Raw genomic sequence first — 24,225 nt, forward strand, 5'->3', positions numbered from 1 at the left:
ACTCCGCAGCAGCCCGAGCCGGGCACCGGACACCGCAGGCGCGAGCCCGCCCCCAGCGTCGGTTTCGGGCTCATCGGCCCTCGGCACGCGCGGCACTCGGTCTCCGTGGAGCAGTTGGACTCGCTCGCTCTGCCCATCGGGGACGACGGGGTCGTCATCGGTGTGGATGCCGAGGGCCGGCCGGCGGTCATGGGACTCAACCGGCCCACCGCGTACGACGTTGTGCTGATCGGTGGTCTGTGGACCGCCCAGGTCATCGCTCTTCGGGCGGCGGCGACCGGAGCGCGGGTGGCTGTGGAGACGGGGCGGCCGCAGGCGTGGATGCAGATGGTGCATGCCATGGGGGGCGGGCAGAACGGGCTCGCGGTGCACGAGGTCGGCCGAGTGCCGCCGCAGGGAACGTCGGCGGGGACTCCTGTGCTGGTGATCCGTGACTGTGGGATGCGGCCGCCGCGCGGGCGGGTGGTCTCCGGGCCGTGGCAGTCGGTACTGACCCTGCTCCCCTACGTCAGTCCTGTGACCCCGCGGCTGGTGCGGCAGGCCCGACTGGTAGGTGTACAACGGATCTCTCCGGACGAAGCGGCGGGGCTGGGCCGTGCAATGGGGCTCTCGCGCGGCACGATGGCAGCGTTGCCCACGCTCGCCGACGGCTTCACGCTCTGGTGCGCGGATCGGGACCGGCAGTATGTGATGACCCAGCCGACTGATGTCGAGGTCGGCCTGTTGGGCATGCCGCGAAGAATCGACTGAGCCGGACATGTGGGGCGTTGCGGGACGTTCCCTCCCCGTGTGACCACTTGCCGAGTTCCTGGCTTTTTCGACAGGCGCTTCTGGGTGAGCAGTCGCAGAACGGGCAGGCGTCGGGAGGTGGACAGGCCTGCCCGGGTGAGCCGTCTGATGATTAGGCTGGGTCCGGGCGCGATGACGGAACCCGTGGACACGGTATCGGCGGCCCAAGGGGAAGACCCGGGGTGGCGGCGCCGTGCACTCCGTCCGGACCGCCCCGTTTTGGCACGACTTCGGACGACACGAACGACACATGGTCGCCCCGGCACGGCATGAGGGTGGTCGACCGCACCAGGAGGAATTGTGAGCAGCGATCGGGACGGGATCCGCGGGGGCTGGGCGACACCCGGCGATGACCAGCCCGACGCGGAGTCCGACATCGAGATGACGGGCGAGTTCACCATCGACTACGCGCCGCCCGCCTGGTACACGCAGAACACGTCCGGAGGTCCAGGAGGCGGCGCCCAGGAGGCTCCGGCCGACGAGGGAGCCGGCGCCGGCGAAGGAATGGCCGGTGGGAGCGCCGGTGGGATGACCGGGGGAATGACCGGTGGAGTGGCTCCGCCGAGGGGGCCTGAGGGCGCGGCTCCGCCCGCCTATGCCCCGTCGGCCGCGCCGGGGCCCGTTGCCCCTGGTCCCGTTCCTCCGGGGCCTGTTCCTCCGGCGCCCGGGATGCCCTTCGGTGGTCCGCCGGCCGCGCCCGCGCCGTTTGCCGCGCCTGGGGCGGCCGGTCACGGTCCTGCGGTACCCGATCCTGCCGTGCCCGCGCACGCTCCTGCACCCGCGGCGCCGTTGACTCCGCCCGGGCCGGCCGCCGGTCCGCCGGCCGGGGAGGGTGCCGCCGTGGGGATGCCCGGAGCATCCCCGGACGGTGCGTTCGAACTGCGGCCGCCACAGCCGCCGCAGGTGCCCGCCGCACCGGTGTCCGAGCCTGAGCAGGCTGCTGGGCTCGGGGACCTGGAGAGCGGGGCCACGATGAAGTTCTCGCCGGCCGCGTTGAAGAGGGAGTTCTCCGAGCAGCAGGTCTCGGGGGAGGCTTCCGGCGACGCGCTGGGCAAGGGCGGGGAAGGGTCCGGTTCCGGGCAGGCGGACGGCGACGAGGCCGTGGACAGCGGGGATGTCGAGGCCGCCGGTGCTCCTGGTGGGGCCGATGACGGCTTCCCCACGTTTCCCGTCTTCTCCGTGGAGGACGTGAAGGCCGCCGGTGGGGCTTCCGAGGGTGAGGAAGTTTCAGGGTCTGCGCAGGTCGCCGACGGTGACGGTGTGGGTGACGGCGCCGGTCGAGGTGCGACGGAGGGGGAGGAAGCCGAGGGACCCGGGGAGGCGCGAGGGATCTCGCACGTCGAGGAGGCCGCAGAGGCCGCGGAGGCCGGTGGGGTCGAGGAAGCCCGAGGAGGCGAGGAGAGCGGAGGAGGCGAGGAGATCGCGGGGGCCGAGGAGATCGCGAAGCCTTCGGCTGCTGTAGCGTCCGCGGCTGGTGACGCCGCTTCGGCGCCTTCCGGTTCGCCGACTTCGTCCCCTGACGGCCTGGGCGGCACCCAGTCTTCGGAGCCCTCCGACTCTCCCGAGCCGCAGGCACCCGAGCCCGCCGATGCCGGTGCCTCTGTCTCTGCCCCTGCTCCTTCTTCTGCCTCTCAGGAGGCCCCCGAAGCGGGCGGCGGTACGCCGAATCCTTGGGCTCCGCCGCCGGCTCCGCAGGGTGACGTACCGCCGCTGCCGCCGTCGTACCAGCCTGCCGCGCCCGCGCCCGCCGCCCAGTGGCCCGCGCAGCCGCAGGCCGGTGCCCCGGGCGCCGCGCAGGGCTCGGCGGCAGGCGCGCAGCCGCAGCCGCCCGTCCAGCCCGAGGTGCCGGGCCGGCCGCAGCCCCCCGTGCCCGCGCCGGCCGCCTGGGGAGCCCCGGGCGCACCGGGTGGGCCCGGGTCCCCTCAGCCCGGTCACCACGCTCAGCCCGGTTACGGCTTCCCGCAGCCCCCTGCCGCGCACCCGGGCGGCTCGGCGCAGCCCGCTACGCCCACTCCCCCGGCGCAGCCCGGTACACCCACTCCCCCGGTGCAGCCCGGCGGTTACGGCTTCCCCCAGCAGCCGCCCGCCCCAGGTGCCGCGCCCCAGGCGGGACCGGGTGGATACGGCTTCCCGCAGCCGGGTGCCCCCAACGCCGGTCAGCCGGGGCCCGACCCGGCCGCTCCGGCAGGCCACCCGCAGCCCCACCCCCAGCAGCACCAGCCGCACGCCCCCGTCGCGCCCAACGCCCAGCCGGGGTACGGAGCCCCGCAGCCCCCGGCGCCCAACCCCGGCGCCCCGGTGCCCCCGGGCGCGCCGAACCCTCCGGCCCAGCCCGGCGGCTACGGCTTCCCGCCAGGACAGCAGCCCGGCCAGCAGCCCCCGCACGCTCCCGTCGGTGGCGCCCACCCGAACCCTCCGGCCCAGCCCGGCGGTTACGGCTTCCCGCCGGGACAGCAGCCCGGCCAGCAGCCCCCGCAGGTTCCCACGGGAGACCCCAATACCCCTCCCCCGCCCGCCGGTTACGGCTTCCCGCCGGGACAGCCGCCCGGTCAGCAGTCGCCGCCCGGCCCCGCCGCCGGTGCCGTCGACCCCCGGGCCGGTGCCGCCTGGCCGCAGCCGGTCCAGCACGACCAGCGGCAGCCGGTCAACCCTGGGGCCGCGCCGCTCGGTTACACCGCGGCCGTGGAACTGTCCTCCGACCGGCTGCTGAACAACAAGAAGCAGAAGACCAAGAGCAGCCGGCCTGCCGCCGGCGGCGGACGGTTCAAGATCGGCGGGAAGAAGGAGGAGGCCGAGCGGCAGCGGAAGCTGGACCTGATCCGCACGCCGGTGCTGTCCTGCTACCGCATCGCCGTCATCAGCCTCAAGGGCGGCGTCGGCAAGACCACGACCACCACCGCCCTCGGCTCCACGCTCGCCACCGAGCGGCAGGACAAGATCCTCGCCATCGACGCCAACCCGGACGCCGGTACGCTCGGGCGACGCGTGCGCCGGGAGACCGGGGCCACCATCCGTGACCTCGTGCAGGCGATCCCCTACCTCAACTCCTACATGGACATCCGGCGGTTCACCTCCCAGGCCCCGTCCGGCCTGGAGATCATCGCCAACGACGTCGACCCGGCGGTGTCCACGACCTTCAACGACGAGGACTACCGGCGCGCCATCGACGTGCTGGGCAACCAGTACCCGATCATCCTCACCGACTCGGGCACCGGTCTCCTGTACAGCGCCATGCGCGGTGTGCTCGACCTCGCCGACCAGCTCATCATCATCTCCACGCCGTCCGTGGACGGCGCGAGCAGCGCCAGTACGACGCTGGACTGGCTGTCGGCGCACGGGTACGCCGATCTCGTGGCCCGCTCCCTCACCGTCATCTCGGGTGTCCGCGAGACCGGAAAGATGATCAAGGTCGAGGACATCGTGGCGCACTTCGAGACCCGATGCCGCGGGGTCGTGGTGGTCCCCTTCGACGAACATCTCGCCGCCGGCGCCGAGGTCGACCTCGACATGATGCGGCCCAAGGTGCGGGAGGCGTACTTCAACCTCGCGGCGATGGTCGCCGAGGACTTCGTACGTCACCAGCAGATGCACGGTTTGTGGACCAGCGACGGCAATCCGCCCCCGGTCGCCGCCCCGCCCATGCCGGGACAGCCCATGCCCGGCCAGCCGATGCCGGGACAGCCCGCCCCGGGACAGCCCATGCCCGGCCAGCCGATCCCGGGACAGCCCATGCATCCCGGTCAGGGATACCCGCAGCAGCCGGGCGGCTATCCGGCGGCGCCCCAGCCCGGTCAGCCGTACGGTCAGCCCCACCCACCGCAGCAGCCGGGCCACCCCGGCCACTCTGGCCCCCCGCACCCGTCGGCCCAGCCCACCCCCCAGCCCGGCTACCCCGCGGCACCCCAGCCGAGCCACCCCGGTCAGCCCGGGCACCCCAGCCACCCCGGCCAGCCTGACCACCCCGGTCAGCCCGGCCACCCCGAGCGGCAGGGTCACCCCGGCTACCCCCAGGGCGCTCCCGGCCAGGCTCCTCCCCCGCCGCCGCAGCAGCAGTAACCCGCGACGCGGCGGTACGCCGTGAACACGAACGAGGGCGGCCGGTGTCCGAAAGACACCGGCCGCCCTCGGCGTACCCACGCTCAGCGATGAGGCACTACGCCTCCGCCTCCGCGATCATCTCCTTGCACCGCCGCACGTCGTCGGCCATCTGCTCCAGCAGTGCCTCCAGCGACTCGAACTTCGCCTGGCCGCGCACGAACGCCAGGAAGTCGACGGCGACGTGAAGCCCGTACAGATCGAGCCCGATCCGGTCGATGGCGTACGCCTCCACCGTGCGCTCGGTGCCGTCGAACTGCGGGTTGGTGCCCACGGAGATCGCGGCCGGCATCGCCTCGCCACCCACGTGCAGCCAGCCGGCGTAGACGCCGTCGGCGGGGATCGCGGTGTGCGGGAGTGTCTCCACGTTGGCGGTGGGGAAGCCGAGTTCGCGGCCGCGCTGGGCGCCGCGCACCACCACGCCCTCCACGCGGTGCGGCCGGCCGAGGATCTCGGCGGCGCCGGTGACGTCGCCTTCGCCGACCAGACGCCGGGTCAGCGTGGAGGAGAAGGGCTGTCCGCCGCCCGCGTCCCCGGTGACGTACAGGTCGACGACCTCCACCTCGAAGTCGTACACCTTGCCCTGCTCGGTCAGGAACTCCACGTCACCCGCGGCCTTGTGGCCGAAGCGGAAGTTGGGGCCCTCGACGACCGCCTTGGCGTGCAACTTGTCGACCAGGACCTTCACCACGAAGTCGGCCGGCGACAGCTTCGAGAACTCGGTGGTGAACGGCAGGATCAGCACCGCGTCCACGCCGAGCTCGGCCATCAGCTCGGCCCTGCGGTGGTGCGGGGCCAGCAGCGGCGGGTGGCTGCCGGGGCGGACGACCTCGCTGGGGTGCGGGTCGAAGGTGACGACCACCGACGGCACGCCCAGCTGACGGGCGCGGTCCACCGCGTGCCGGAGGATCAGCTGGTGCCCGCGGTGGACGCCGTCGTACGAGCCGATGGTGACGACGCTGCGCCCCCAGTCCTGGGGGATGTCCTCCAAGCCACGCCAGCGCTGCACTGTGACCGCTCCTCGAACCCGTGTCCGTATCTGTCCTTGACCGCTTACGCAGGTACTAAGGGTGCCATGCCGGGCGCTCGCCGCCCGCATCGGCATCGGGGCTGTGACCCGGCGCACGTGTCGCGGGGGAACGCGCGGAATCCGCGGGCGCCCGGCGGGCGGCGTCACGCCGGCACCCGCACCCCGGCCTGATTCTCGATCATGCGGCGGGCGCTGGGGCCGACCACCGCCGCCCACTCCCCCGGCGCCTCGATGAGCCAGCCCGCCACCCGGGCCGCGAAGCCGGGCACATGACGGCCCAGATCGACCAGGCCGCGGTCGAACAGGGCGGCGCCCTCAGGGGTGCGGACCATCAGAAGCCCTACGCGGCGCACCAGTGCGCGTGCCTCCTCCCCCTCATACCGCTGGAGCGGGTACGGCGGGACCGCGTACGGCGCGACGGCGTGCAGCACGGCCGCCAGGACGGACGGCTCCCGTTCGTGAGCCAGCTGGAACTCGCGCAGCTCCTGGCGCAGCGGCCGGGACGCGGGAGCGCCGGGCGCGGCCAGCACGGCGGCCAGGGCGGCCCGTACCCGCTCGGGGCCGCCGGTCAGCACCACGGTGACCAGTGGCACCAGCACCGCTCGCGCGGCGGGCCCCTGGTCCAGCCGGCGGTCGACGTACGCGGCGACACCGGCGGCCGTGTCGGGCCGGTGCGCCAGCGCCTCCCGTACCAGCACCGCGACGCGGCCGGCCAGTGCGGGTGTGGTGACGTCGGCGAGTGCGCGCAGGGTCCGGCCGGTGTCCGCGCCGGGCCTGTTCAGCCGGGCGCGGAAGGCGTCCAGGACCGGCTCCGGGTGGGTGTCCAGCGCGGCGAGCAGTGAGTCCGGTTCCAGGCCGGGGTCCCCGGCGGCGAAGCGCTCCAGTGCCTGCGGGAGGTGGGCGGCGCGGGTTTCCGGATCGCGTACGAGGAGGGCGAGGGCGCCGCTGTGCAGCGTGACGTCGGCGGGGCGGGCGAGCAGGGCGAGCGCCGCGTGGCGCAGCAGGCGGCGGTCGGCGTCGGTGTGGACGTGGGGGACGGCACGCAGCCCGTACGCCACCGCCGCGACCCGGCGGTCCGGCCGTTCGTCGTGCGCCCAGCGGTCCACCGCGCGGCACAGGGCCGACGGTTCGTCCTCGGCCAGCACCGCCAGCAGCTGGTCGGCGCGCCGGTGGGCGCAGTCGGCCAGCACCTCGGTGAGGTGGTCCAGCGCGCCGTGGCGGTGAGTGTGCAACAGGGCCTGTGCGGCCGTGGCCACGGTCGCGTGCGGGGTCGCGGGCAGCGGCCGCTCGTCGTCGAACCAGCGGGTGAGCCGCGGCTGTACGGCGGTGGGGTCGGCGGCGAGCAGCCGGGCGACGGCGTCGAGGTAGCGGGGGGTGCCGGTGTCCTGGGGGGCGGGGTCGGCGAGGACCAGGCGGCGCAGGAGGTCGAGGCGGATGTCGGCGGGCAGGGTGAGGGACGTCCAGAAGTCGGGGGCGAACTCCCGGGGCAGCGCGGGAGGTGCGGCCGGTCCGGTTCCGTCGGGAGCGGGTGGCGTCCCTGGCGTCCCCTCCGGCCTCCGCCGGTGGGCCACGACGCGGTCCGCGAGGAGTCGCAGGACGGGAAGGTACGGCGTGGCGTCCGGGACCCGCCGCGCCGTCTCGGTGAGCAGCCGGGCGGCCCACCAGCTGTCCGGGGCCGCTTCCCAGGCGGCGACCAAGTCGCGCAGCCGGGCGGCGAGTTCGTCCGGCCCCTGCTGGCGGGCCAGGTGCAGCAGGGACTCGACGACCGGGCCGATGCGGTGGTGCGGTACGGGCAGCGGGTGCCGGTCGGCCGGCGTACGCGGGCGGTGGACCAGGGTGCGCAGTGCCTCGTCGAGGTCCAGGTGCATGCCCTGGATCCAGTCGGCGAGCTCCTCGTGGGCGAAGCGGTAGCCGCCGCCGGCCGGGACCAGGAGGCCCTCGGTGAGCACGGCGGACGCCCAGCCGGTGCCGCCGCCGAGACGGGCGGGGGCCGGGCCCCAGGGGAAGACCGCCTCGAACGACTCGCGGTCCAGTTCGCCCTGGCCCGGGCCCAGGCTGCGTCGCGCGGCCGCGTGCACCTGACCGGACACCTTGGCGGCGAGCCGGCGTACGGCGGTGCCGCGCAGACCGTTCTCGGCGGCGAGGCGGACGGCGACGCGCAGGCACATCAGGTCGAGGTGGGCGGTGAAGACGGCGTCACGGTCGATGTCGGGCCGGTCGTCCAGGGCCGGGCAGGCGGCGCGGACCTCGGACAGGAGGCGGAGGGTGAGGGGGTGGCGAGCGGCGGGTTCGGTGAGGGCTCCGGCGGGGATGACGTAGCGGCGGCGGGCCTCCGCGGCCTCGACGGGGGTGAGATCGGTGAGGCGGAGGCAGGGCGGGAGGGTCTCGTCGGCGCCGGGCCCGCCCTTTCCGTCCCTTCCGTCCCCGGCCGCCGGGTGTTCGTCGTCGGGGGACGCCGAGGACGGCCGGTACAGCATCTCCTGCGGGAACTCGGCGCCGGCGCCCTCCCAGTACTCCGGCCGGCACGACACGACCAGTCGCGCACCGGTGTCCCGCAGCCAGGCCGCCGTGCCCCGGGTCCACGCGGGGAGGCGGTGGGCCAGGACGGGTGGCATCTCCTCGGGGCCGTCGAGGAGCAGCATCAGGGGCCGGCCGGCCGCGGACGCGAGGTGGGCCAGGCGGTCGGGGGTGATGTCGCCCAGGTCCGCCGCGGCGTCGGGACGGGAGGCCGCGACGATGCGTGCCGCCCGGGCGAGTGCCCGGTGGGCCGCGTCCGCGATCGAGGTGTCGTCCTCGCCGAGGTCCGCTCCGCGCAGCCACAGCGTCGGCGCCGGACGCCGGCCCCGTGCGCGGCGGGCCGCGAGGGCCGCCAGTTCGGTGGTACGGCCGCTGCCGGGAGCGCCGACGAGGGCCAGTACGGCGGTGGGGCGCCCTCCGTGGGCACCGTCGGGGCGTTCGCCGCAGGGCGCGCCGAGGCCGTCCCCTGGGGCGAAAGCCCCGTCGCAGCGCTCCCCGCGCACCTCGACGGCTCGTTCGCCGCAAGGCACGCCAGGGCTGCCGCCGGGGGCGGCCCCGGCGACGGTCCCGGCGGGGCTGCCACCGCAGGCGGCGGGTGCACCGGCGGGAGCCGCCCCGGCAGCACTCCCACCGGAAGCCGCCACGCCGTCCCCGGCGCCGGCCCGTGCGGCACCCCCTGCGGCGTTTCCACCGGAGGCCCCGGTGGGCCTCCCCGTGCCGTCGGCGTTGGGCCTCCCCGTGCCGTCGGCGGCGGGGCTCCGGCCGAAGGACCCGGCCGGGCTCCCGCCGAAAGCGTGCGTCGTGGGGCCACCGGCGAGGACCCCGCCGGACCTCCCGGCGGCCACTGCGGGCCCGTCGCCGCAAGCGGCCACGTCATGACCGACGGCACCCCTCGCCGAACGCCCGCCGAAGGCCCCGCCGGAACTCCCGCCGCAGACCTCGGCCGAGCCCCCTCCCCAAGCCCTCGATGCCTCGCCGGCCGAATGCCCCGTCGGCCCCTCACCGCAGGCGCCTCCCGGCCCCTCGCCCGCAACCCTCGTCCCCCGCCCGCCGCAGGCACCCCCCGAAGCCCCGCCGCAGACACCCCCCGAAGCCCCACCACAGGCCCCCGCCAACTCCCCACCCGAAGCTCCCGCCAGCCGCCCACCGCAGCGACTCTCAGAACCCCCACCACTCCCCCAGGCGAACGCAGCCGTCTCCCGAGTCACCCACGTCCGCTCGACCGGCTCCACCGCCGTCCCGTCCCGGCCGGACAGCGGGCCCGCGGGGCCGTCGGAGCCGACCGAGGTGGCGGTGAGTTCGAGGACACCCGCGAGGTTGAGGTCGGCTCCGTAGGCGGGGACCGTCACCGCATTGCGGGCGAGGAGGTCGGCGAGCGGACCGTCGGGCGGGTTCGGCGTGCGCAGCGGGACCGCGAAGCCGGTGTCGTTGTGGGCGGAGCGCAGGGCCGTGCCCAGCACCGCCAGCACGGCGCCGGTCGTCCCGTCCAGGACCGGCCCCCCGCAGGCGGGCCCGCCGAGCCGCAGGGCATCCCGGCCGTCGGTGCCGATGGCCAGTTCGAGTGCGTCGTCGATGAAATGGTGGCGGTCGGTGGCCGGGTAGGTGACGGGGCCGGCGGTCAGCACCCGCGCCTCGCGCCAGCGGCCGGCGGCGATCCGTACGTAGGTGCCGGTGTCGACGCGGTCCCGCGCGGTGATCGGCAGGGGGGTGGCGCCCAGGCCGTCGGTGCGGATCAGGGCGAGGTCCCGCTCGGGCAGCGGGGTGACCTCGTCAGCCGTGACGACGCAGGCGCGGTCCCCGGGGCCGTGCAGGACCAGGCGGGGCAGGCCGTCGACCGCCTCGTGACTGGTGACCACCGTGCCCCGGTGGTCGGCGAGGAAGCCGGTGCCGCGTGGCCGGCCGGCGACGTCGCGGACGCGGATCAGGGCCGTGCCGGGGGCGACGGCGGTCACCGGCGGCGAGCCGTGTGCGGCCGCCGCCCGGGGTGGCACCGTCTCCGCCATCGTCGTACCTCCCGCCGCGTGCCCTGCCTCGGTTCGACGGTAGGCGGGCGGTGATCAGCGGGACAGATCGCCGGACGAACGCGCCCCCTCACGCTCCCTCGGTTCACTCCGAGCGCCCGTCCGGACGGGTGAACCGAGGGGGGTCGTTGGATACACCCTTGGGTGGGGGAACCGAGGGGGGACCGTGGAGCGGCGGGGGCGTGCCCCGTGTCCGCCGCTCCACGGGCTACTACGGCGAGCGGGCGGCTCAGGCCAGCACGGCCAGGCTCTTCGCCTTGCCCTTCTGGTCCTCCACCAGGGCCAGGAAGCGGCCGTCGGGGTCGAACACCGCGACGGGGCCGGCGCCCGCGTACTCCTCGGGCATGTCCAGGCGGACGCCGTTGGTGAGCAGCCGGGCGCGCCGGGCGTCGACGTCCCAGCGGGGGAAGGCGGCCGCCGCCGCGTCGGCGATCGGCATGACGGTCAGTTCCTGCTGGAGCTGGTCGAGGGTGCGGGCGGAGTCCAGCTTGTAGGGGCCGACGCGGGTGCGGCGCAGGGCCGTGAGGTGGCCGCCGACGCCGAGGCCCGCACCCAGGTCGCGGGCGAGGGCGCGGATGTACGTGCCGGAGGAGCAGACCACGGAGACGATCAGGTCGAGCACGGGAGTGCCGTCCTCGGCCACGGCGTCCCGCACGTCGTACACCGTGAAGGAGGAGACGGTCACCGGCCGGGCGGGGATCTCGAACTCCTCGCCCTCGCGGGCCCTCTTGTACGACCGCACGCCGTTGATCTTGATGGCGCTGACCTTGGACGGCACCTGCATGATGTCGCCGGTGAGCTTGGCGATCCCGGCGTCGACGGCGTCGCGGGTGACCTGCGAGGCGTCGGCGGAGGCGGTGATGTCGCCCTCGGCGTCGTCGGTCAGGGTGGTCTGGCCGAGGCGGATCGTGCCCAGGTACTCCTTCTCCGTGAGGGCGAGGTGCCCGAGGAGTTTGGTCGCCTTCTCCAGGCCGAGGACGAGGACGCCCGTCGCCATCGGGTCGAGGGTGCCGGCGTGGCCGACGCGGCGGGTCCTGGCGATGCCGCGCATCTTGGCCACGACGTCGTGCGAAGTGAAGCCCGACGGCTTGTCGACGATGACAAGGCCGTCGGGCGCGGTGGTCTTGCGGTTCATTCGGCGGTGTCGTCCGTCTCGTCGTCACCCGGCTTGCGGTACGGGTCGGCCCCGCCCGCGAAGTCGGCGCCCGCGGAGGCCTCGCGCACCTTGGCGTCGGACGCGCGCGCCTTGTCGAGGAGGTCCTCGATGGTGCGGGCGTTGTCCGGGAGGGCGTCGGCGACGAACGTGAGGGTCGGCGTGAACTTCACGCCGGCCGCGCGGCCGACCTCGGAGCGCAGGATGCCCTTGGCGCTCTCCAGGCCCGCGGCGGCGGCCGCGCGCTCCTCCTCGTCGCCGTACACCGTGTAGAAGACGGTCGCCTCCCTGAGGTCACCCGTGACCCGGGTGTCCGTGATGGTGACGTGCGAGCCCAGCCGCGGGTCCTTGATCCCGCGCTGCAGCTTCTGGGCCACTACTTCCCGGATGAGGTCCGCCAGCCTCTTGGCCCGCGCGTTGTCGGCCACTGGTCCGTCTCCTTAACGTTTCTTGCTTCTTGCTTCAGTCTTCGTCGCTGTGGAGTCTGCGTCGAACGGAGAGCAGCTCCACCTCGGGCCGCGCGGCGACCAGCCGCTCGCAGCGGTCCAGTACGTCGCTGAGGTGCCCGGTGTCCCCCGAGACGAGGGCGAGCCCGATCCCGGCCCTGCGGTGGAGGTCCTGGTGGTCCGTCTCCGCCGCGCTCACCCCGTACCTGCGCTGGAGTTCGGCGACGATCGGGCGGACCAGGGAGCGCTTCTCCTTGAGCGAGTGGACGTCGCCGAGGAGCAGATCGAAGGACAGAGTCCCCACGTACATGTGTGTGTCCGGATGTCCCGCCGGTTCGGGGTACGGGCGCCGCGCTCAGGTGCGGCGCCGATACGGGAACCGTACACGCAACGGCCGGGGCCGATCGACGGAAATAACTTCCGCCGACCGGCCCCGGTCGCGTGTCAGGTCACGCGCGCGGCTTCTCGCGCATCTCGTACGTCGCGATGACGTCGTCGACCTTGATGTCGTTGAAGTTGCCGAGGTTGATACCGCCCTCGAACCCTTCGCGGATCTCGGTGACGTCGTCCTTGAAGCGACGCAGGCCCTCGATGTTGAGGTTCTCCGCGACCACCTTGCCGTCGCGGATGAGGCGTGCCTTGGTGTTGCGGCGGACCTCGCCCGAGCGGATGAGGACACCGGCGATGTTGCCCAGCTTGGACGACTTGAAGACCTCGCGGATCTCCGCCGTGCCGAGCTCGACCTCTTCGTACTCCGGCTTGAGCATGCCCTTCAGGGCCGCCTCGATCTCCTCGATCGCCTGGTAGATGACCGAGTAGTACCGGACGTCCACGCCCTCGCGCTCCGCCATCTGCTGCGCACGGCCGGCTGCCCGGACGTTGAAGCCGATGACGATGGCGTCGGAGCCCATGGCCAGGTCGATGTCGGACTCCGTGACCGCACCGACGCCGCGGTGCAGGACGCGGATGTCGACCTCTTCGCCGACGTCCAGCTGGAGCAGGGAGGACTCCAGGGCCTCGACGGAACCAGACGCGTCACCCTTGATGATCAGGTTCAGCTGCTGGACCTCGCCGGCCTTGAGCACCTTGTCCAGGTCCTCCAGCGAGACACGGCGCGTGCGCTTGGCGAAGGCCGCGTTGCGCTCGCGGGCGGCACGCTTCTCGGCGATCTGACGGGCCGTACGGTCCTCGTCGACCACCAGGAAGTTGTCGCCGGCGCCCGGGACGTTGGTCAGGCCGAGGACCTGGACCGGCGTCGACGGGCCGGCCTCGGCCACGCTGTTGCCGTTGTCGTCGTGCATCGCCCGGACCCGGCCGTACGCGTCGCCGACCACCATGGTGTCGCCGACCCGGAGCGTGCCGCGCTGGACGAGGACCGTCGACACGGCGCCGCGGCCGCGGTCGAGACGGGACTCGATCGCGATGCCCTGCGCGTCCTGGCTGGGGTTGGCCCGCAGGTCGAGCGAGGCGTCGGCCGTGAGGATCACGGCCTCCAGCAGGCTGTCGATGTGCAGGCCCTGCTTGGCGGAGATGTCGACGAACATGGTGTCGCCGCCGTACTCCTCGGCCACCAGGCCGTACTCGGTCAGCTGACCGCGCACCTTGGTCGGGTCGGCGCCCTCGACGTCGATCTTGTTGACCGCGACGACGATCGGGACCTCGGCGGCCTTGGCGTGGTTGAGCGCCTCGACCGTCTGCGGCATGACGCCGTCGTTGGCCGCGACGACGAGGATCGCGATGTCCGTCGACCGCGCACCACGGGCACGCATGGCGGTGAACGCCTCGTGACCCGGGGTGTCGATGAACGTGATCTTGCGCTCTTCGTCGTTGACCTCGGTGGCGACCTGGTAGGCACCGATGTGCTGGGTGATGCCGCCGGCCTCGCCCGCGATGACGTTCGTCTTGCGGATGGCGTCGAGGAGGCGGGTCTTGCCGTGGTCGACGTGACCCATGACGGTGACGACCGGCGGGCGGACCACCAGGTCCTCCTCGTCGCCCTCGTCCTCGCCGAACTCGATGTCGAAGGACTCGAGCAGCTCGCGGTCCTCCTCCTCCGGGCTGACGACCTGAACGTTGTAGTTCATCTCGTCCGCGAGGAGCTGGAGCGTCTCGTCGGAGACGGACTGCGTGGCGGTGACCATCTCGCCGAGGTTCATCATCACGGCGACGAGCGACGCCGGGTTGGCGTTGATCTTCTCCGCGAAGTCGGTGAGCGACGCGCCGCGGGAGAGACGGATGGTCTCGCCGTTGCCGCGCGGCAGCATCACGCCGCCGACGCTCGGGGCCTGCATGGCCTCGTACTCCTGGCGCCTCTGCCGCTTCGACTTGCGGCCGCGACGCGCGGGACCGCCGGGACGGCCGAAGGCGCCCTGCGTGCCACCGCGGCCACCGGGACCGCCGGGACGGCCGCCGAAGCCGGGACGGCCACCGCCGCCACCGAAGCCGCCACCGCCGCCGCCCCCACCGGGACGACCGGCGAAGCCGCCGCCACCGCCCGGACGGGCACCGCCGCCACCGGGACGGGCGAAGCCGCCGCCGCCGGGACGACCGGCGCCGCCGGGACGGCCCGCACCGCCGCCCGGACCACGGCCGCCGGGGCCGGGACGCGGGCCGGCAGCGGGACGCTGCGGCATCATGCCGGGGTTCGGACGCGGACCGGCCGGGCCGGGACGCGGACCGCCCTGCGGACGGGGCATGCCCGCCGGGGACGGCCGGGAGCCGCCGGGACCCTGCGGACGGGGGCCGCCGCCCTGGGCGCCGGGCGCCTGGGGACGGGGACCGCCACCGGGGGCACCGCCGGGGCCGGGACGCGGACCGCCCTGCGGGCGGGGCGCCTGCGGGCGGGCCATTCCGGCGTTGCCGCCGGAGGTGAAGGGGTTGTTGCCCGGACGCGGACCGGACGGACGGGCGCCCGGACGCGGCGCGCCGGCGCCACCCTGGCGCGGGCCCTGGGCGGCGGGACGCTGTCCCTGTCCGCCCTGACGGTCCTGGCCGGGCGCGCCGGGACGGGCACCGCCGGGCTTGGGGCCGGGGCGGGCACCGGGACGCGGGCCCTGGGCGGCGGGCGCCTGGGGCGCGGCCGGGGCCGCCGGCGGAGCGGTGAACTCCGGCGCGGCCGGGGCGGGACGCGGCGCGGGCTTGGGGCCCGGCACCGGACGCGGGCCCGGGGCCGGCGCGGACGCGGGCGGCTGCGCCGCGGGAGGCTTGGGGCCGCCCGGCTTCGGCGCGGCCGGACGGGCCGCCTGCGCCGGGGACGGCGCGGGGGAAGGCTTGGGAGACGCCTTGCGCGGGGCGGGCTTGGCGGACTTGCCGTTGCCACCGCCCTGGAAGGCGTCGGTCAGCTTGCGTACAACGGGCGCTTCGATGGTCGAAGACGCCGAACGGACGAATTCACCGAGTTCCTGGAGCTTGGCCATGACGACCTTGCTCTCCACACCGAACTCCTTGGCGAGTTCGTAGACCCGGACCTTAGCCACTTCGCTCCTTTGAGGTCCGGGTTGCGTCCGGACCGTCGCTAGTTCATGGGCGTACTCATCGCGTACTCATCGAGTGCTCATCGCAATCTCGACCTGCTTTCGACTCGCGAGGTACCAGGCCGCACGGGTTGTTCCGTACGGCTCGTCTTACGGTGTTGCCCGATCGGCAACTGTTGTCTGCTCGACGTACCGGCGCAACGCCTTTGTGTCGAGCGTGCCCGGGGCACGGAGTGCCCGCGTGAACGCCCGGCGGCGCACCGCCTGGTCGAGACAGGCCGCGGCGGGGTGCACGTACGCACCCCGGCCGGGCAGCGTACCGCGAGGATCGGGGACGCATGCGTCCTCGACCGCCACGATCCGCAGCAGATCATTCTTGGCCGCTCGCTCCCGGCACCCGACACAGGTGCGTTCAGGGCATGAGCCGACGTGCGTCCGGCCAGACACAGCTAAGTCTACCTCCCCGCACCGGCCTCACCCTTTGGGGGCAGGAATCGAACACTTGCCGCCGGTAATCTGTCGTGAAGTGAGCGCCGCGCGTCCGGGATCTATTCCCCGGGCTGCTCGGTGTCCGGCCGGATGTCGATCCTCCAGCCGGTCAGCCGGGCGGCGAGGCGCGCGTTCTGACCCTCCTTGCCGATCGCCAGCGACAGCTGGTAGTCGGGGACGGTCACCCGGGCGGACCGGGCGGCCATGTCCACCACCTCGACCTTGGACACCCGCGCGGGTGACAGCGCGTTCGCCACCATCTCGGCGGGGTCGTCCGACCAGTCGACGATATCGATCTTCTCGCCGTTCAGCTCGCCCATGACGTTGCGCACCCGGCCGCCCATGGGGCCGATGCAGGCGCCCTTGGCGTTCAGGCCGGAGCGGGTGGAACGGACGGCGATCTTGGTGCGGTGACCGGCCTCACGCGCGATGGCGGCGATCTCCACCGACCCGTCGGCGATCTCCGGAACCTCCAGCGCGAAGAGCTTCTTCACCAGGTTGGGGTGGGTGCGTGAGAGTGTGACCGACGGTCCGCGCACGCCCTTGGCGACCCGGACGACGTACGAGCGCAGGCGCATGCCGTGCGGGTACGTCTCGCCGGGGACCTGCTCCTGCACCGGCAGGATGGCCTCCAGCCTGCCGATGTCGACGAGCACGTTCTTCGGGTCGCGGCCCTGCTGGACCACACCGGTGACGATGTCGCCCTCGCGGCCCGCGTACTCGCCGAGCGTGGCGTCGTCCTCGGCGTCGCGCAGACGCTGCAGGATCACCTGCTTGGCGGTGGTCGCGGCGATCCGGCCGAAGCCGGACGGCGTGTCGTCGAACTCGCGGGGTTCCTGCCCCTCCGCCAGGTCCTCGGGGTCCTCCTTCGCCCACACGGTCACATGCCCGGTCTCCCGGTTGAGCTCCACGCGCGCGTGTCGGCGGCTTCCCTCGGTGCGGTGGTAGGCGATGAGGAGGGCCGACTCGATCGCCTCGACCAGCAGGTCGAAGGAGATCTCCTTCTCCCGGACCAAGCCCCGCAGGGCGCTCATGTCGATGTCCACGGCTACGCCTCCTCTGCTTCCTCTTCGTGCGTGTCCTTGCGGTTGAACTCGACCTGCACGCGCGCCTTGGCGACCTCGGCGAAGGCGAGTCTGCGTGCGGTGGCCTTGCGGCCCTTGACCCCGGGCACCTCCAGGTCGACGCCCTCGTCGTCGACCTTCAGGATCCTGGCCACCAGGTCGCCGCCCTCGGCGAGCTGGAACTTCACCAGCCGGCCGACGGCCCGGACGTAGTGGCGGTGTTCGGTGAGGGGGCGTTCCGCGCCCGGCGTGCCGACTTCCAGGTCGTAGGCGCCCGCGCCCATCGCGTCCGTCTCGTCGAGCTTCGCCGAGAGCGCGCGGCTCACATCGGCGATTCTGTCCAGGTCGGCTCCGGTGTCGGAGTCGACGACGACGCGCAGCACCCGCTTTCGCCCTACGGAGTCCACGGCGAGCTCTTCGAGATCGAGGCCCTGTGCCGTGACGAGCGGTTCGAGCAGTTCTCGCAGCCTCTCGCTGGGGGTGGTGCTCATCCGGGTGACTCCTCGGCCGCGTGTGCTGTTGTGGGATGGGTCGCGTGTCAGGTCAAAGGGTATCCGGTCGCGGAGGGTGTTGCCGTCCACCTGGGTACGGAGAGTGCACGATACGGTGATCACGGGCCCGGGGCCCGCCTTCTCCCGCTTTCCGCCGCACGAGCTCCCCGAGGACGTCCGCAGTGCCCTACGCTCCGCCGCCGCGCTCCCCGTCGGGACCGCGCAGAAGATCCCTGCTCGCCTCGGCCGCCGGGGCCGCGCTGCTCGCCGGCTGCTCTCCCGGGTCCGACGGCTCCGCCTCGGGCGAGAGCCCCACCCGTCCCTCCGCGGCGGACCAGGCACGCGCGCGTGCGGCGCGGGACAGCGCCGGGCTGGTGGAGCGGTACGACGCGGTGCTCGCCGCGCATCCGGCGCTGACGGGGCGGCTGGCGCCGCTCAGGGCGGAGGTCGTACGGCACGTGGAGGCGTTCGGGGGCGAGGTGAAGGCGCCACGGGCGCCGTTGTCGCCGTCGTCCCCGTCGCCGTCCCGGTCGGCGTCGGCTCCGGCCGCGTCCGCTCCGGCTGGTGCGGGGCCGAGCGGATCGGCGCCGGCGCCTTCCGGGGCGAGCGCTCCGGCGCCCGGTGCCTCCCGGTCCCGTGGGTCCGGGTCCAGTGCTTCCGTGCCGGTGGATCCGAAGGCTGCCCTGGCCGGTCTGGCCGAAGCCGAGCGGGCGCTCTCGGACGCCCGGATCACCGCGCTGCTCGACCTGCCGGGTGAGTCCGCGCGGCTGCTGGCGTCGGTGGCGGCGGCCGGAGCGGCGCACGCGTACCTGCTCACCGAGGAGGCCCGATGAGCGCGGCGGACGAGCTGCGGGCGCTGCAGGCCGCGCTGGCGGCCGAGCACGCGGCCGTGTACGGCTACGGGGTCGTCGGCGGGCGGATCCGCGAGGAGCGGCGCACGGAGGCACGGTCCGGGTACGACGCGCACCGGGCGCGGCGCGACGCGCTGATGCGCGAGGTGCACGACCGGGGCGCGACGCCGGTCGCGGCGAGCGCGGGGTACGCCCTGCCGTTCCCGGTGGCCGACTCGGTCGCCGCGGTACGGCTCGCGGCCGAGCTGGAGGACCGGGTGTCCGGGGTGTACTCCGACCTGGTGCGGGCGACGGCGGGGGCGCGGCGGCGGGAGGCGGCCGTGGCACTGCGGGAGGCGGCGGTGCGGGCGGTGCGCTGGCGCGGCGGCGGCGTGGCCTTCCCGGGGCTCGCCGAGCGCGCCGAGCGCACCGAGACGGCCGCCGCCGGCGCCCCGGGCCGATCGGGCCACTCCCCGGCTCCGGGGCCGTCGCCGGAGCGGGTCCGCTCTTCGTCGACCCCGTCGAGGTGACGCGGCGCCGGGCACACCGGACGAGCCGCGGTGGGCCGCCGGCACCCCGGATGCGCCGGTCCGGCGTCGTCGAGGTGATCGGCGGTCGGGGTGAACGGCCGCGGGGAGGGGCCCGGCGGGCAAGGCGCCAGGGCGGTGGCCGGACCGCCGAGGCGCCGCGGGCGGACACCGGACCGGTCGGGGCACGTCCGGGCACACCGGGGCGTGGTCGGCGGCCGGTGCCGGGCTGAGAGAGTGTGTTTGGCCCGGGTCGTCGTGGGCAGGCGCCCGGATCGCCGGGGCGCGTCCCAGCGTCACCCGGGGCACCCAGCACAATGACCCGGGTCAGGACCGCGGGCCTCGGAGGTCGGCACCGGAAAGCCCGGCGCGGCCCCCGGGACCGCACGGCGGCGGGTGTGGGAACGAGCGGAGGCACGGCCCTCGGGCCCGAGGCACGGCGTCCGAGCGGGCGGGGCACGGGCCGCGGGCCGGACATGAGGCGCCTGAGTGCCGGGGGCCACGCGGCCGGGGCCCGGGGCTGCGGGGCTGCCGGTTCCGTCGGCGAGCGGCCTGAGCGGCCTCCGGCAGTGGAAGCCGGCCGAGGCCGGAACCACCGGATCGCCGGAGCCGACGCCGCAGCAGGACCTCCGGCGCGACGGCAGTGGGTGGGCCGTCGGGCGCGGTGGTGCCCGGAAGGGCGGGGCGGGCCGTCGGGATGACGTGGGCGGGCCGTCGGGGTGATGGGACGTGGGGCCGTCGGTGCGACCGGGGGCAGGAAGGGAACGACTCGCGCATGGTTTTCGAACCGCCGCAGCGTCTGGCCAGGGCGCTCGGTGAGACGGCACCCGACGGTGACGACTGGCTGGAAAGGCTGCCGGAGGCGGTGGACAGGGCCGTCGCGCTGCGCGATTCGACCGCGGAGCGGGTTCAGGTGCCCGGCGGCCGCAGCAGCCTGGTGCTGCTGGTGCGGCGGGCGGACGGCACTCCGGCCGTGCTGAAGCTGGCCCCGCCCCGGTTCCGGCCGGAGGCGGAGCGTGCGGCGCTCGCGCGGTGGGCCGGGCTGGGCGCCGTACGACTGCTGGAGGACACCTCGCCCGACGGGGCACTGCTGCTGGAGCGGCTGCACCCCGACGTCTCGCTGCGGTCGCTGCCGGAGGCGAAGGCGCTGCTGGAGGCGGCGGGGACGCTGCGCCGCCTGTGGGTGACGCCGTCGGCCGGGCACGGGTTCGAGACGGTGGCCGGGCGCACCGGACGGCAGGCGGCGGCGATGCGGGCGAGCGCCGGGCGTGACCCGGAGGTGGCGCCGCTGGTGGAGGCGGCGCTCGCGGCCCGCGAGGAGCTGCTGGCCGGCCCGGCGCAGGAGCTGCTGCTGCACGGTACGTTCCGGCAGAGCAAGGTGCTCTCCGGGGACCGGGTGCCGTGGTTGGCCGTGGGGCCCGACCCGGTGGTCGGGGAGGGCGCGTTCGACCTGGCGCGGCTGGTGCGCGACCGCGTGGAGGACCTGATCGCCTCACCGTCGGGGGCGACGACCACCCGGCGCCGGGTGAAGCGGCTCGCGGAGTCCCTGGAGGTCGACCAGGAGCGGCTGCGCGGCTGGACGCTGTTCCGGGCGGTGGAGTCGGGGGTGCGGGCCCGCCGGGTGGGGCGCCGGCGGGACGCCGAGCTGCTGCTGGAGTTCGCGAGCTGGCTCTGAGAGGGGACCCGGCTCCGAGGACGTGACCCCCGCGGCGCCCGGCTGGTGGCGACCGCACATGAGACGCGTCGTGGGAGCACGGTCGCCGCACGACGAGTACCCGGGGCGCCCGGTAACAGTCGCCGGCGGTGCCGGGGTGCTTCCCCCGGCACCGCCGGCACCACCTCGCGTGACCTGGAGCGACACCGCGTCCGGCGCGCGCGTCAGGCGGTGAGGCGGGCGACCGCCTCCTCGACCGTCAGCTCCTCGCGCTCGCCCGTGCGGCGGTCCTTGAGCTCGACGACACCCTCGCCGGCGCGCCGGCCCGCCACGAGGATCCGCGGTACGCCGATCAGCTCGGAGTCGGTGAACTTCACGCCCGGGGAGACGCCCGCCCGGTCGTCGACGAGGACCCGCAGGCCGGCCGCCGCGAGCCGCTCGGAGACGTCGAGAGCCAGCTCGGTCTGCAGGGCCTTGCCGGCGGCGACCACGTGGACGTCGGCCGGGGCCACCTCGGCGGGCCAGCACAGGCCCTTGTCGTCGGCGGTCTGCTCGGCGAGCGCCGCGACCGCGCGGGAGACACCGACGCCGTAGGAGCCCATGGTGACGCGGACCGGCTTGCCGTTCTGGCCGAGGACGTCGAGCTTGAGGGCGTCGGCGTACTTGCGGCCCAGCTGGAAGATGTGGCCGATCTCGATGGCGCGGTCCAGCTTCAGGCCGGTGCCGCACTTCGGGCAGGGGTCGCCCTCCTGGACGACCACGACGTCGACGTACTCGTCGACCTGGAAGTCCCGGCCGGCGACGACGTTCTTCGCATGCAGGTCGGGCTTGTTGGCGCCGGTGATCCAGGCGGTGCCGGGCGCCACGCGCGGGTCGGCGAGGTACGTGACCTTCTCCAGGCCTTGCGGGCCGACGTAGCCGCGCACCAGGTCGGTGCGCTCGGCGAAGTCCGCCTCGGTGACCATCTCCACCGCTGCCGGGGCGAAGTGCGCCTCCACCTTGCCCATGTCGACCTCGCGGTCGCCGGGCACGCCCACGGCGACGATCTCGCCGTCGACCTTCACCAGCAGGTTCTTCAGCGTGGCGGAGGCCGGGACGCCGAGGGAGGCGGCGAGGGTCTCGATGGTCGGGGTGTCGGGGGTGGGGATCTCCTCCGCGGCGGGCACGGCGGAGCCGTCCACCGGCTTCAGCTGGTAGCTGATCGCCTCGGTGTTGGCCGCGAAGTCGCAGTTCGGGCAGTCGGCGAAGGTGTCCTCGCCGGCGCCGGCCGGGGCGAGGAACTCCTCGGACTTCGAGCCGCCCATCGCACCGGCGGTGGCGGCGCAGATGCGGTAGTCGAGGCCGAGACGCTCGAAGATGCGCTGGTAGGCCTGGCGGTGCAGGGCGTACGACCGGGCGAGGCCGTCGTCGTCGAGGTCGAAGGAGTAGGAGTCCTTCATCAGGAACTCGCGGCCGCGCAGGATGCCGGCCCGGGGGCGGGCCTCGTCGCGGTACTTGTGCTGGATCTGGTACAGGATGACCGGCAGGTCCTTGTAGGAGGACGCCTGGTCCTTCACCAGGAGGGTGAAGATCTCCTCGTGGGTCGGGCCGAGGAGGTAGTCGCCGCCCTTGCGGTCCTGCAGGCGGAACAGCTCGGCGCCGTACTCGTCCCAGCGGCCGGTCGCGTCGTACGGCTCACGGGGCAGCAGGGCGGGGAGCAGCACCTCCTGGGCACCGATGGCGTCCATCTCCTCGCGGACGACGCGCTCGACGTTGGCGAGGACCTTCTTGCCGAGGGGCAGCCAGCTCCAGATGCCGGCGGCGGTGCGGCGGACGTAGCCGGCCCGGACGAGAAGCTTGTGGCTGAGGACCTCGGCGTCCGCCGGGTCGTCGCGCAGCGTCTTCGCCATCAAGTTCGACATGCGCTGGACCGGTGCGTTGGCCATGGTTCTCGTACTCCTGCTGCGTGAGGGTGATGGCAGGAGGTTAGCCGGGCGGGCGGCCCGGCCGGAAATCCTTAACGGCGCAGCAGGGGCAGCACGGCGCCCATCACGGCGTACGGGCGGGGGGCGCTGGGGAAGAGGACCTGGCGGGCGAGGTCGTGGTAGCCGAGGGAGCGGTACAGGGCGCGGGCGGGGCTCTCGGTGTCGATGGCGGAGAGGATCGAGCGGGGCTCGGTGGCGCTGTCGGTGATCGTGGTGATCAGGGCGCGGCCCGCGCCGCGGTTCTGGTAGGCCGGGTGGACGTGGAGTTCGGTGATGACGAAGGAGTCGTCGAGCCAGTGGTCGTTGCCCCGGGCGCGCAGGTAGGGCTCGACGACGGTGGACCACCAGTGGGCGCGGTCGTTGGGCATGCCGTAGACGAAGCCGGCGAGCCGGCCGTCGGGCGTGGTGGCGCCGAGGGCGCGGGCGCCCGGGGAGGTCATGTGTCTGAGGACGATCTGGCGGCGTACCGCCACCTCGTCGGGGCCCAGGCCGAAGGCGACTGCCTGGACCGCCAGCGCCTCGTCCACGTGCGCGGAGAGGTCCAGGGGGCCGATGACGAGGTCCATGCGGGGAGCGTACAGGGGGTGCGGGGGGTGCCGGGGCCGAGAAGGAGACGCTTCAGAACAGCACGCTCATGAAGGCGCCGACCTCCCGGAACCCGACCCGGCTGTACGTCCTTCTCGCCGCGGTGTTGAAGTCGTTGACGTACAGGCTGACGACCGGGGCGACGTCCGCGAGGGCGTGGCGCAGGATGGCCGCCATGGCGGGGGCCGCGATGCCCCGGCCCCGGTGTTCGGGGGCCACCCAGACGCCCTGGACCTGGCAGGCCTGGGCGGTGGCGGCGCCGATCTCGGCCTTGAAGACGACCTTGCCGTGCTCGTCGAAGCGGGCGAAGGAGCGGCCGGCGCCGACGAGTTCGGCGACCCGGGCCTGGTAGAGGAGGCCGCCGTCGCCGGCCATCGGGGAGACGCCGACCTCCTCGGTGAACATCGCGATGCAGGCCGGCATGATCCGTTCCATCTCGTCCTTGCGGACGCGGCGGACGTACGGGTCGGGGGTGATGTCGGCCGGCACGCGGTCCGTGACCATGAGGGGCTGGTGGCGGCGGACGTCGCGGGCGGGGCCCCAGTTGGGTTCCAGCAGGCGCCACAGGTCGTCGGTGGTCCGGGCCGGTCCGACGATGGAGGAGCAGCGGCGGCCGGCGCGGCGGGCGCGGTCGGCGAAGGCGCGGACGGCGCGGGGGGTGGCGCAGATGGGGACGAGGTTGGCGCCGGCGTAGCAGAGGGACGTGAGCATTCCGTCCTCGTACCAGCCCCACATCTCGCCGCCCAGGCGCCAGGGGTCGAGGCCGGCGGCCTGCACGCGGGACGTCACGAAGGCGTTCGCGACGGGCTCGCGGTCGAGGACGGCGAGGGCGGCGTCCAGGTCGCTCGGTTCGAGGACCCGGGAGGTGGTCTGGGTCAACACGGGGGTCCTCCGGGGAACTGCTGGTTTCCGCACTGTACCTGCGGGAGCTGAGGTACGCCGCCCTGCGCCCGACCGCTCGGGGGGCTGTGTGCGTGCCCGTGCGATTCGGGGGGTGCTCGCGCAGTCCCCGCGCCCCTCACGGGGCGCTGCGCCTGGGCTTGGTCAGCCCGCGACCGAGATCGACGGCTCCCCGCTCGTCACGCCGTCCGCCTGCA

At 74.4% G+C, this 24,225-nt stretch carries 17 protein-coding genes and 1 pseudogene; 6 read left to right on the forward strand and 12 right to left on the reverse strand.

The annotated features are described in order from the left end of the window. Window positions 1-72: 72 nt before the first annotated feature. The 3 genes and pseudogenes from AC3ET3_RS31170 to AC3ET3_RS31180 all read left to right on the forward strand — a co-directional run bounded on the left by AC3ET3_RS31170 (window position 73) and on the right by AC3ET3_RS31180 (window position 4,845). Window positions 73-750 carry a hypothetical protein gene (locus tag AC3ET3_RS31170; RefSeq protein WP_432155634.1) on the forward strand — a complete coding sequence of 226 codons (678 nt, stop codon included), beginning with the start codon at window positions 73-75 and terminating at the stop codon, window positions 748-750. Window positions 751-1,089: 339 nt separating this feature from the next. Then, a pseudogene (locus AC3ET3_RS31175) lies at window positions 1,090-1,218 on the forward strand (SCO5717 family growth-regulating ATPase); the annotation flags it as partial. 543 nt (window positions 1,219-1,761) lie between these two features. Then, on the forward strand, window positions 1,762-4,845 hold the full coding sequence (locus tag AC3ET3_RS31180; protein WP_435613323.1) for a MinD/ParA family ATP-binding protein: 3,084 nt from the start codon (window positions 1,762-1,764) through the stop codon (window positions 4,843-4,845). A 97-nt stretch (window positions 4,846-4,942) separates the two neighbouring features. On the opposite strand, the gene AC3ET3_RS31185 is transcribed toward AC3ET3_RS31180, so the two are convergent. The 9 genes from AC3ET3_RS31185 to rimP form a co-directional block, all read right to left on the reverse strand. Then, window positions 4,943-5,893, reverse strand: coding sequence for a bifunctional riboflavin kinase/FAD synthetase (locus tag AC3ET3_RS31185; protein ID WP_432139368.1), 951 nt, complete (start codon window positions 5,891-5,893; stop codon window positions 4,943-4,945). A gap of 164 nt (window positions 5,894-6,057) precedes the next feature. Continuing rightward, complete coding sequence (locus AC3ET3_RS31190; protein ID WP_435613321.1) at window positions 6,058-10,434, reverse strand: hypothetical protein; 4,377 nt, start codon at window positions 10,432-10,434, stop codon at window positions 6,058-6,060. A 247-nt stretch (window positions 10,435-10,681) separates the two neighbouring features. Then, entirely contained in the window at window positions 10,682-11,587 is a 906-nt protein-coding gene (truB, locus tag AC3ET3_RS31195) for a tRNA pseudouridine(55) synthase TruB (protein ID WP_432139366.1), read from the reverse strand. Beyond that, window positions 11,584-12,033 (reverse strand): 30S ribosome-binding factor RbfA, encoded by a 450-nt coding sequence (gene rbfA, locus AC3ET3_RS31200; RefSeq protein WP_432139365.1) that lies wholly within the window; start codon window positions 12,031-12,033, stop codon window positions 11,584-11,586. The genes truB and rbfA overlap by 4 nt, the downstream gene beginning before the upstream one ends. A 34-nt stretch (window positions 12,034-12,067) precedes the next feature. Continuing rightward, on the reverse strand, window positions 12,068-12,361 hold the full coding sequence (locus AC3ET3_RS31205) for a DUF503 domain-containing protein (RefSeq protein WP_432139364.1): 294 nt from the start codon (window positions 12,359-12,361) through the stop codon (window positions 12,068-12,070). A 139-nt stretch (window positions 12,362-12,500) separates the two neighbouring features. Next, window positions 12,501-15,527 carry a translation initiation factor IF-2 gene (gene infB, locus AC3ET3_RS31210; RefSeq protein ID WP_432139363.1) on the reverse strand — a complete coding sequence of 1,009 codons (3,027 nt, stop codon included), beginning with the start codon at window positions 15,525-15,527 and terminating at the stop codon, window positions 12,501-12,503. A 147-nt stretch (window positions 15,528-15,674) separates the two neighbouring features. Then, a complete protein-coding gene (locus AC3ET3_RS31215) occupies window positions 15,675-15,971 on the reverse strand; it encodes a YlxR family protein (RefSeq protein WP_432139362.1) in 297 nt (98 codons plus the stop codon). A 101-nt stretch (window positions 15,972-16,072) separates the two neighbouring features. Further along, a complete protein-coding gene (gene nusA, locus AC3ET3_RS31220) occupies window positions 16,073-17,059 on the reverse strand; it encodes a transcription termination factor NusA (RefSeq protein WP_432139361.1) in 987 nt (328 codons plus the stop codon). A 2-nt stretch (window positions 17,060-17,061) separates the two neighbouring features. After that, window positions 17,062-17,568, reverse strand: a complete 507-nt coding sequence (gene rimP, locus AC3ET3_RS31225; protein WP_432139360.1) for a ribosome maturation factor RimP — start codon at window positions 17,566-17,568, stop codon at window positions 17,062-17,064. A 182-nt stretch (window positions 17,569-17,750) separates the two neighbouring features. On the opposite strand from rimP, the gene AC3ET3_RS31230 reads away from it, so the two are divergent. The 3 genes from AC3ET3_RS31230 (at window position 17,751) to AC3ET3_RS31240 (ending at window position 20,600) form a co-directional block, all read left to right on the forward strand. After that, entirely contained in the window at window positions 17,751-18,401 is a 651-nt protein-coding gene (locus AC3ET3_RS31230; RefSeq protein ID WP_432139359.1) for a hypothetical protein, read from the forward strand. Next, window positions 18,398-18,928, forward strand: coding sequence for a ferritin-like domain-containing protein (locus AC3ET3_RS31235; RefSeq protein ID WP_432139358.1), 531 nt, complete (start codon window positions 18,398-18,400; stop codon window positions 18,926-18,928). The genes AC3ET3_RS31230 and AC3ET3_RS31235 overlap by 4 nt, the downstream gene beginning before the upstream one ends. Before the next feature lie 772 nt (window positions 18,929-19,700). Then, window positions 19,701-20,600: an aminoglycoside phosphotransferase family protein gene (locus AC3ET3_RS31240; protein ID WP_432139357.1), complete on the forward strand. Its 900-nt coding sequence runs from the start codon at window positions 19,701-19,703 to the stop codon at window positions 20,598-20,600. Window positions 20,601-20,803: 203 nt separating this feature from the next. Here the strand turns inward: AC3ET3_RS31240 and AC3ET3_RS31245 are convergent, their stop codons facing one another. From AC3ET3_RS31245 to AC3ET3_RS31255, 3 genes are all read right to left on the reverse strand, one after another. Next, window positions 20,804-22,504, reverse strand: coding sequence for a proline--tRNA ligase (locus AC3ET3_RS31245; protein WP_432155612.1), 1,701 nt, complete (start codon window positions 22,502-22,504; stop codon window positions 20,804-20,806). Between the two features lie 71 nt (window positions 22,505-22,575). Beyond that, entirely contained in the window at window positions 22,576-23,109 is a 534-nt protein-coding gene (locus AC3ET3_RS31250; protein ID WP_432139355.1) for a GNAT family N-acetyltransferase, read from the reverse strand. A gap of 52 nt (window positions 23,110-23,161) precedes the next feature. Beyond that, window positions 23,162-24,010 carry a GNAT family N-acetyltransferase gene (locus AC3ET3_RS31255; protein WP_432139354.1) on the reverse strand — a complete coding sequence of 283 codons (849 nt, stop codon included), beginning with the start codon at window positions 24,008-24,010 and terminating at the stop codon, window positions 23,162-23,164. Between the last annotated feature and the right edge of the window lie 215 nt (window positions 24,011-24,225).

The organism is Streptomyces sp. bgisy159, assembly GCF_057707805.1.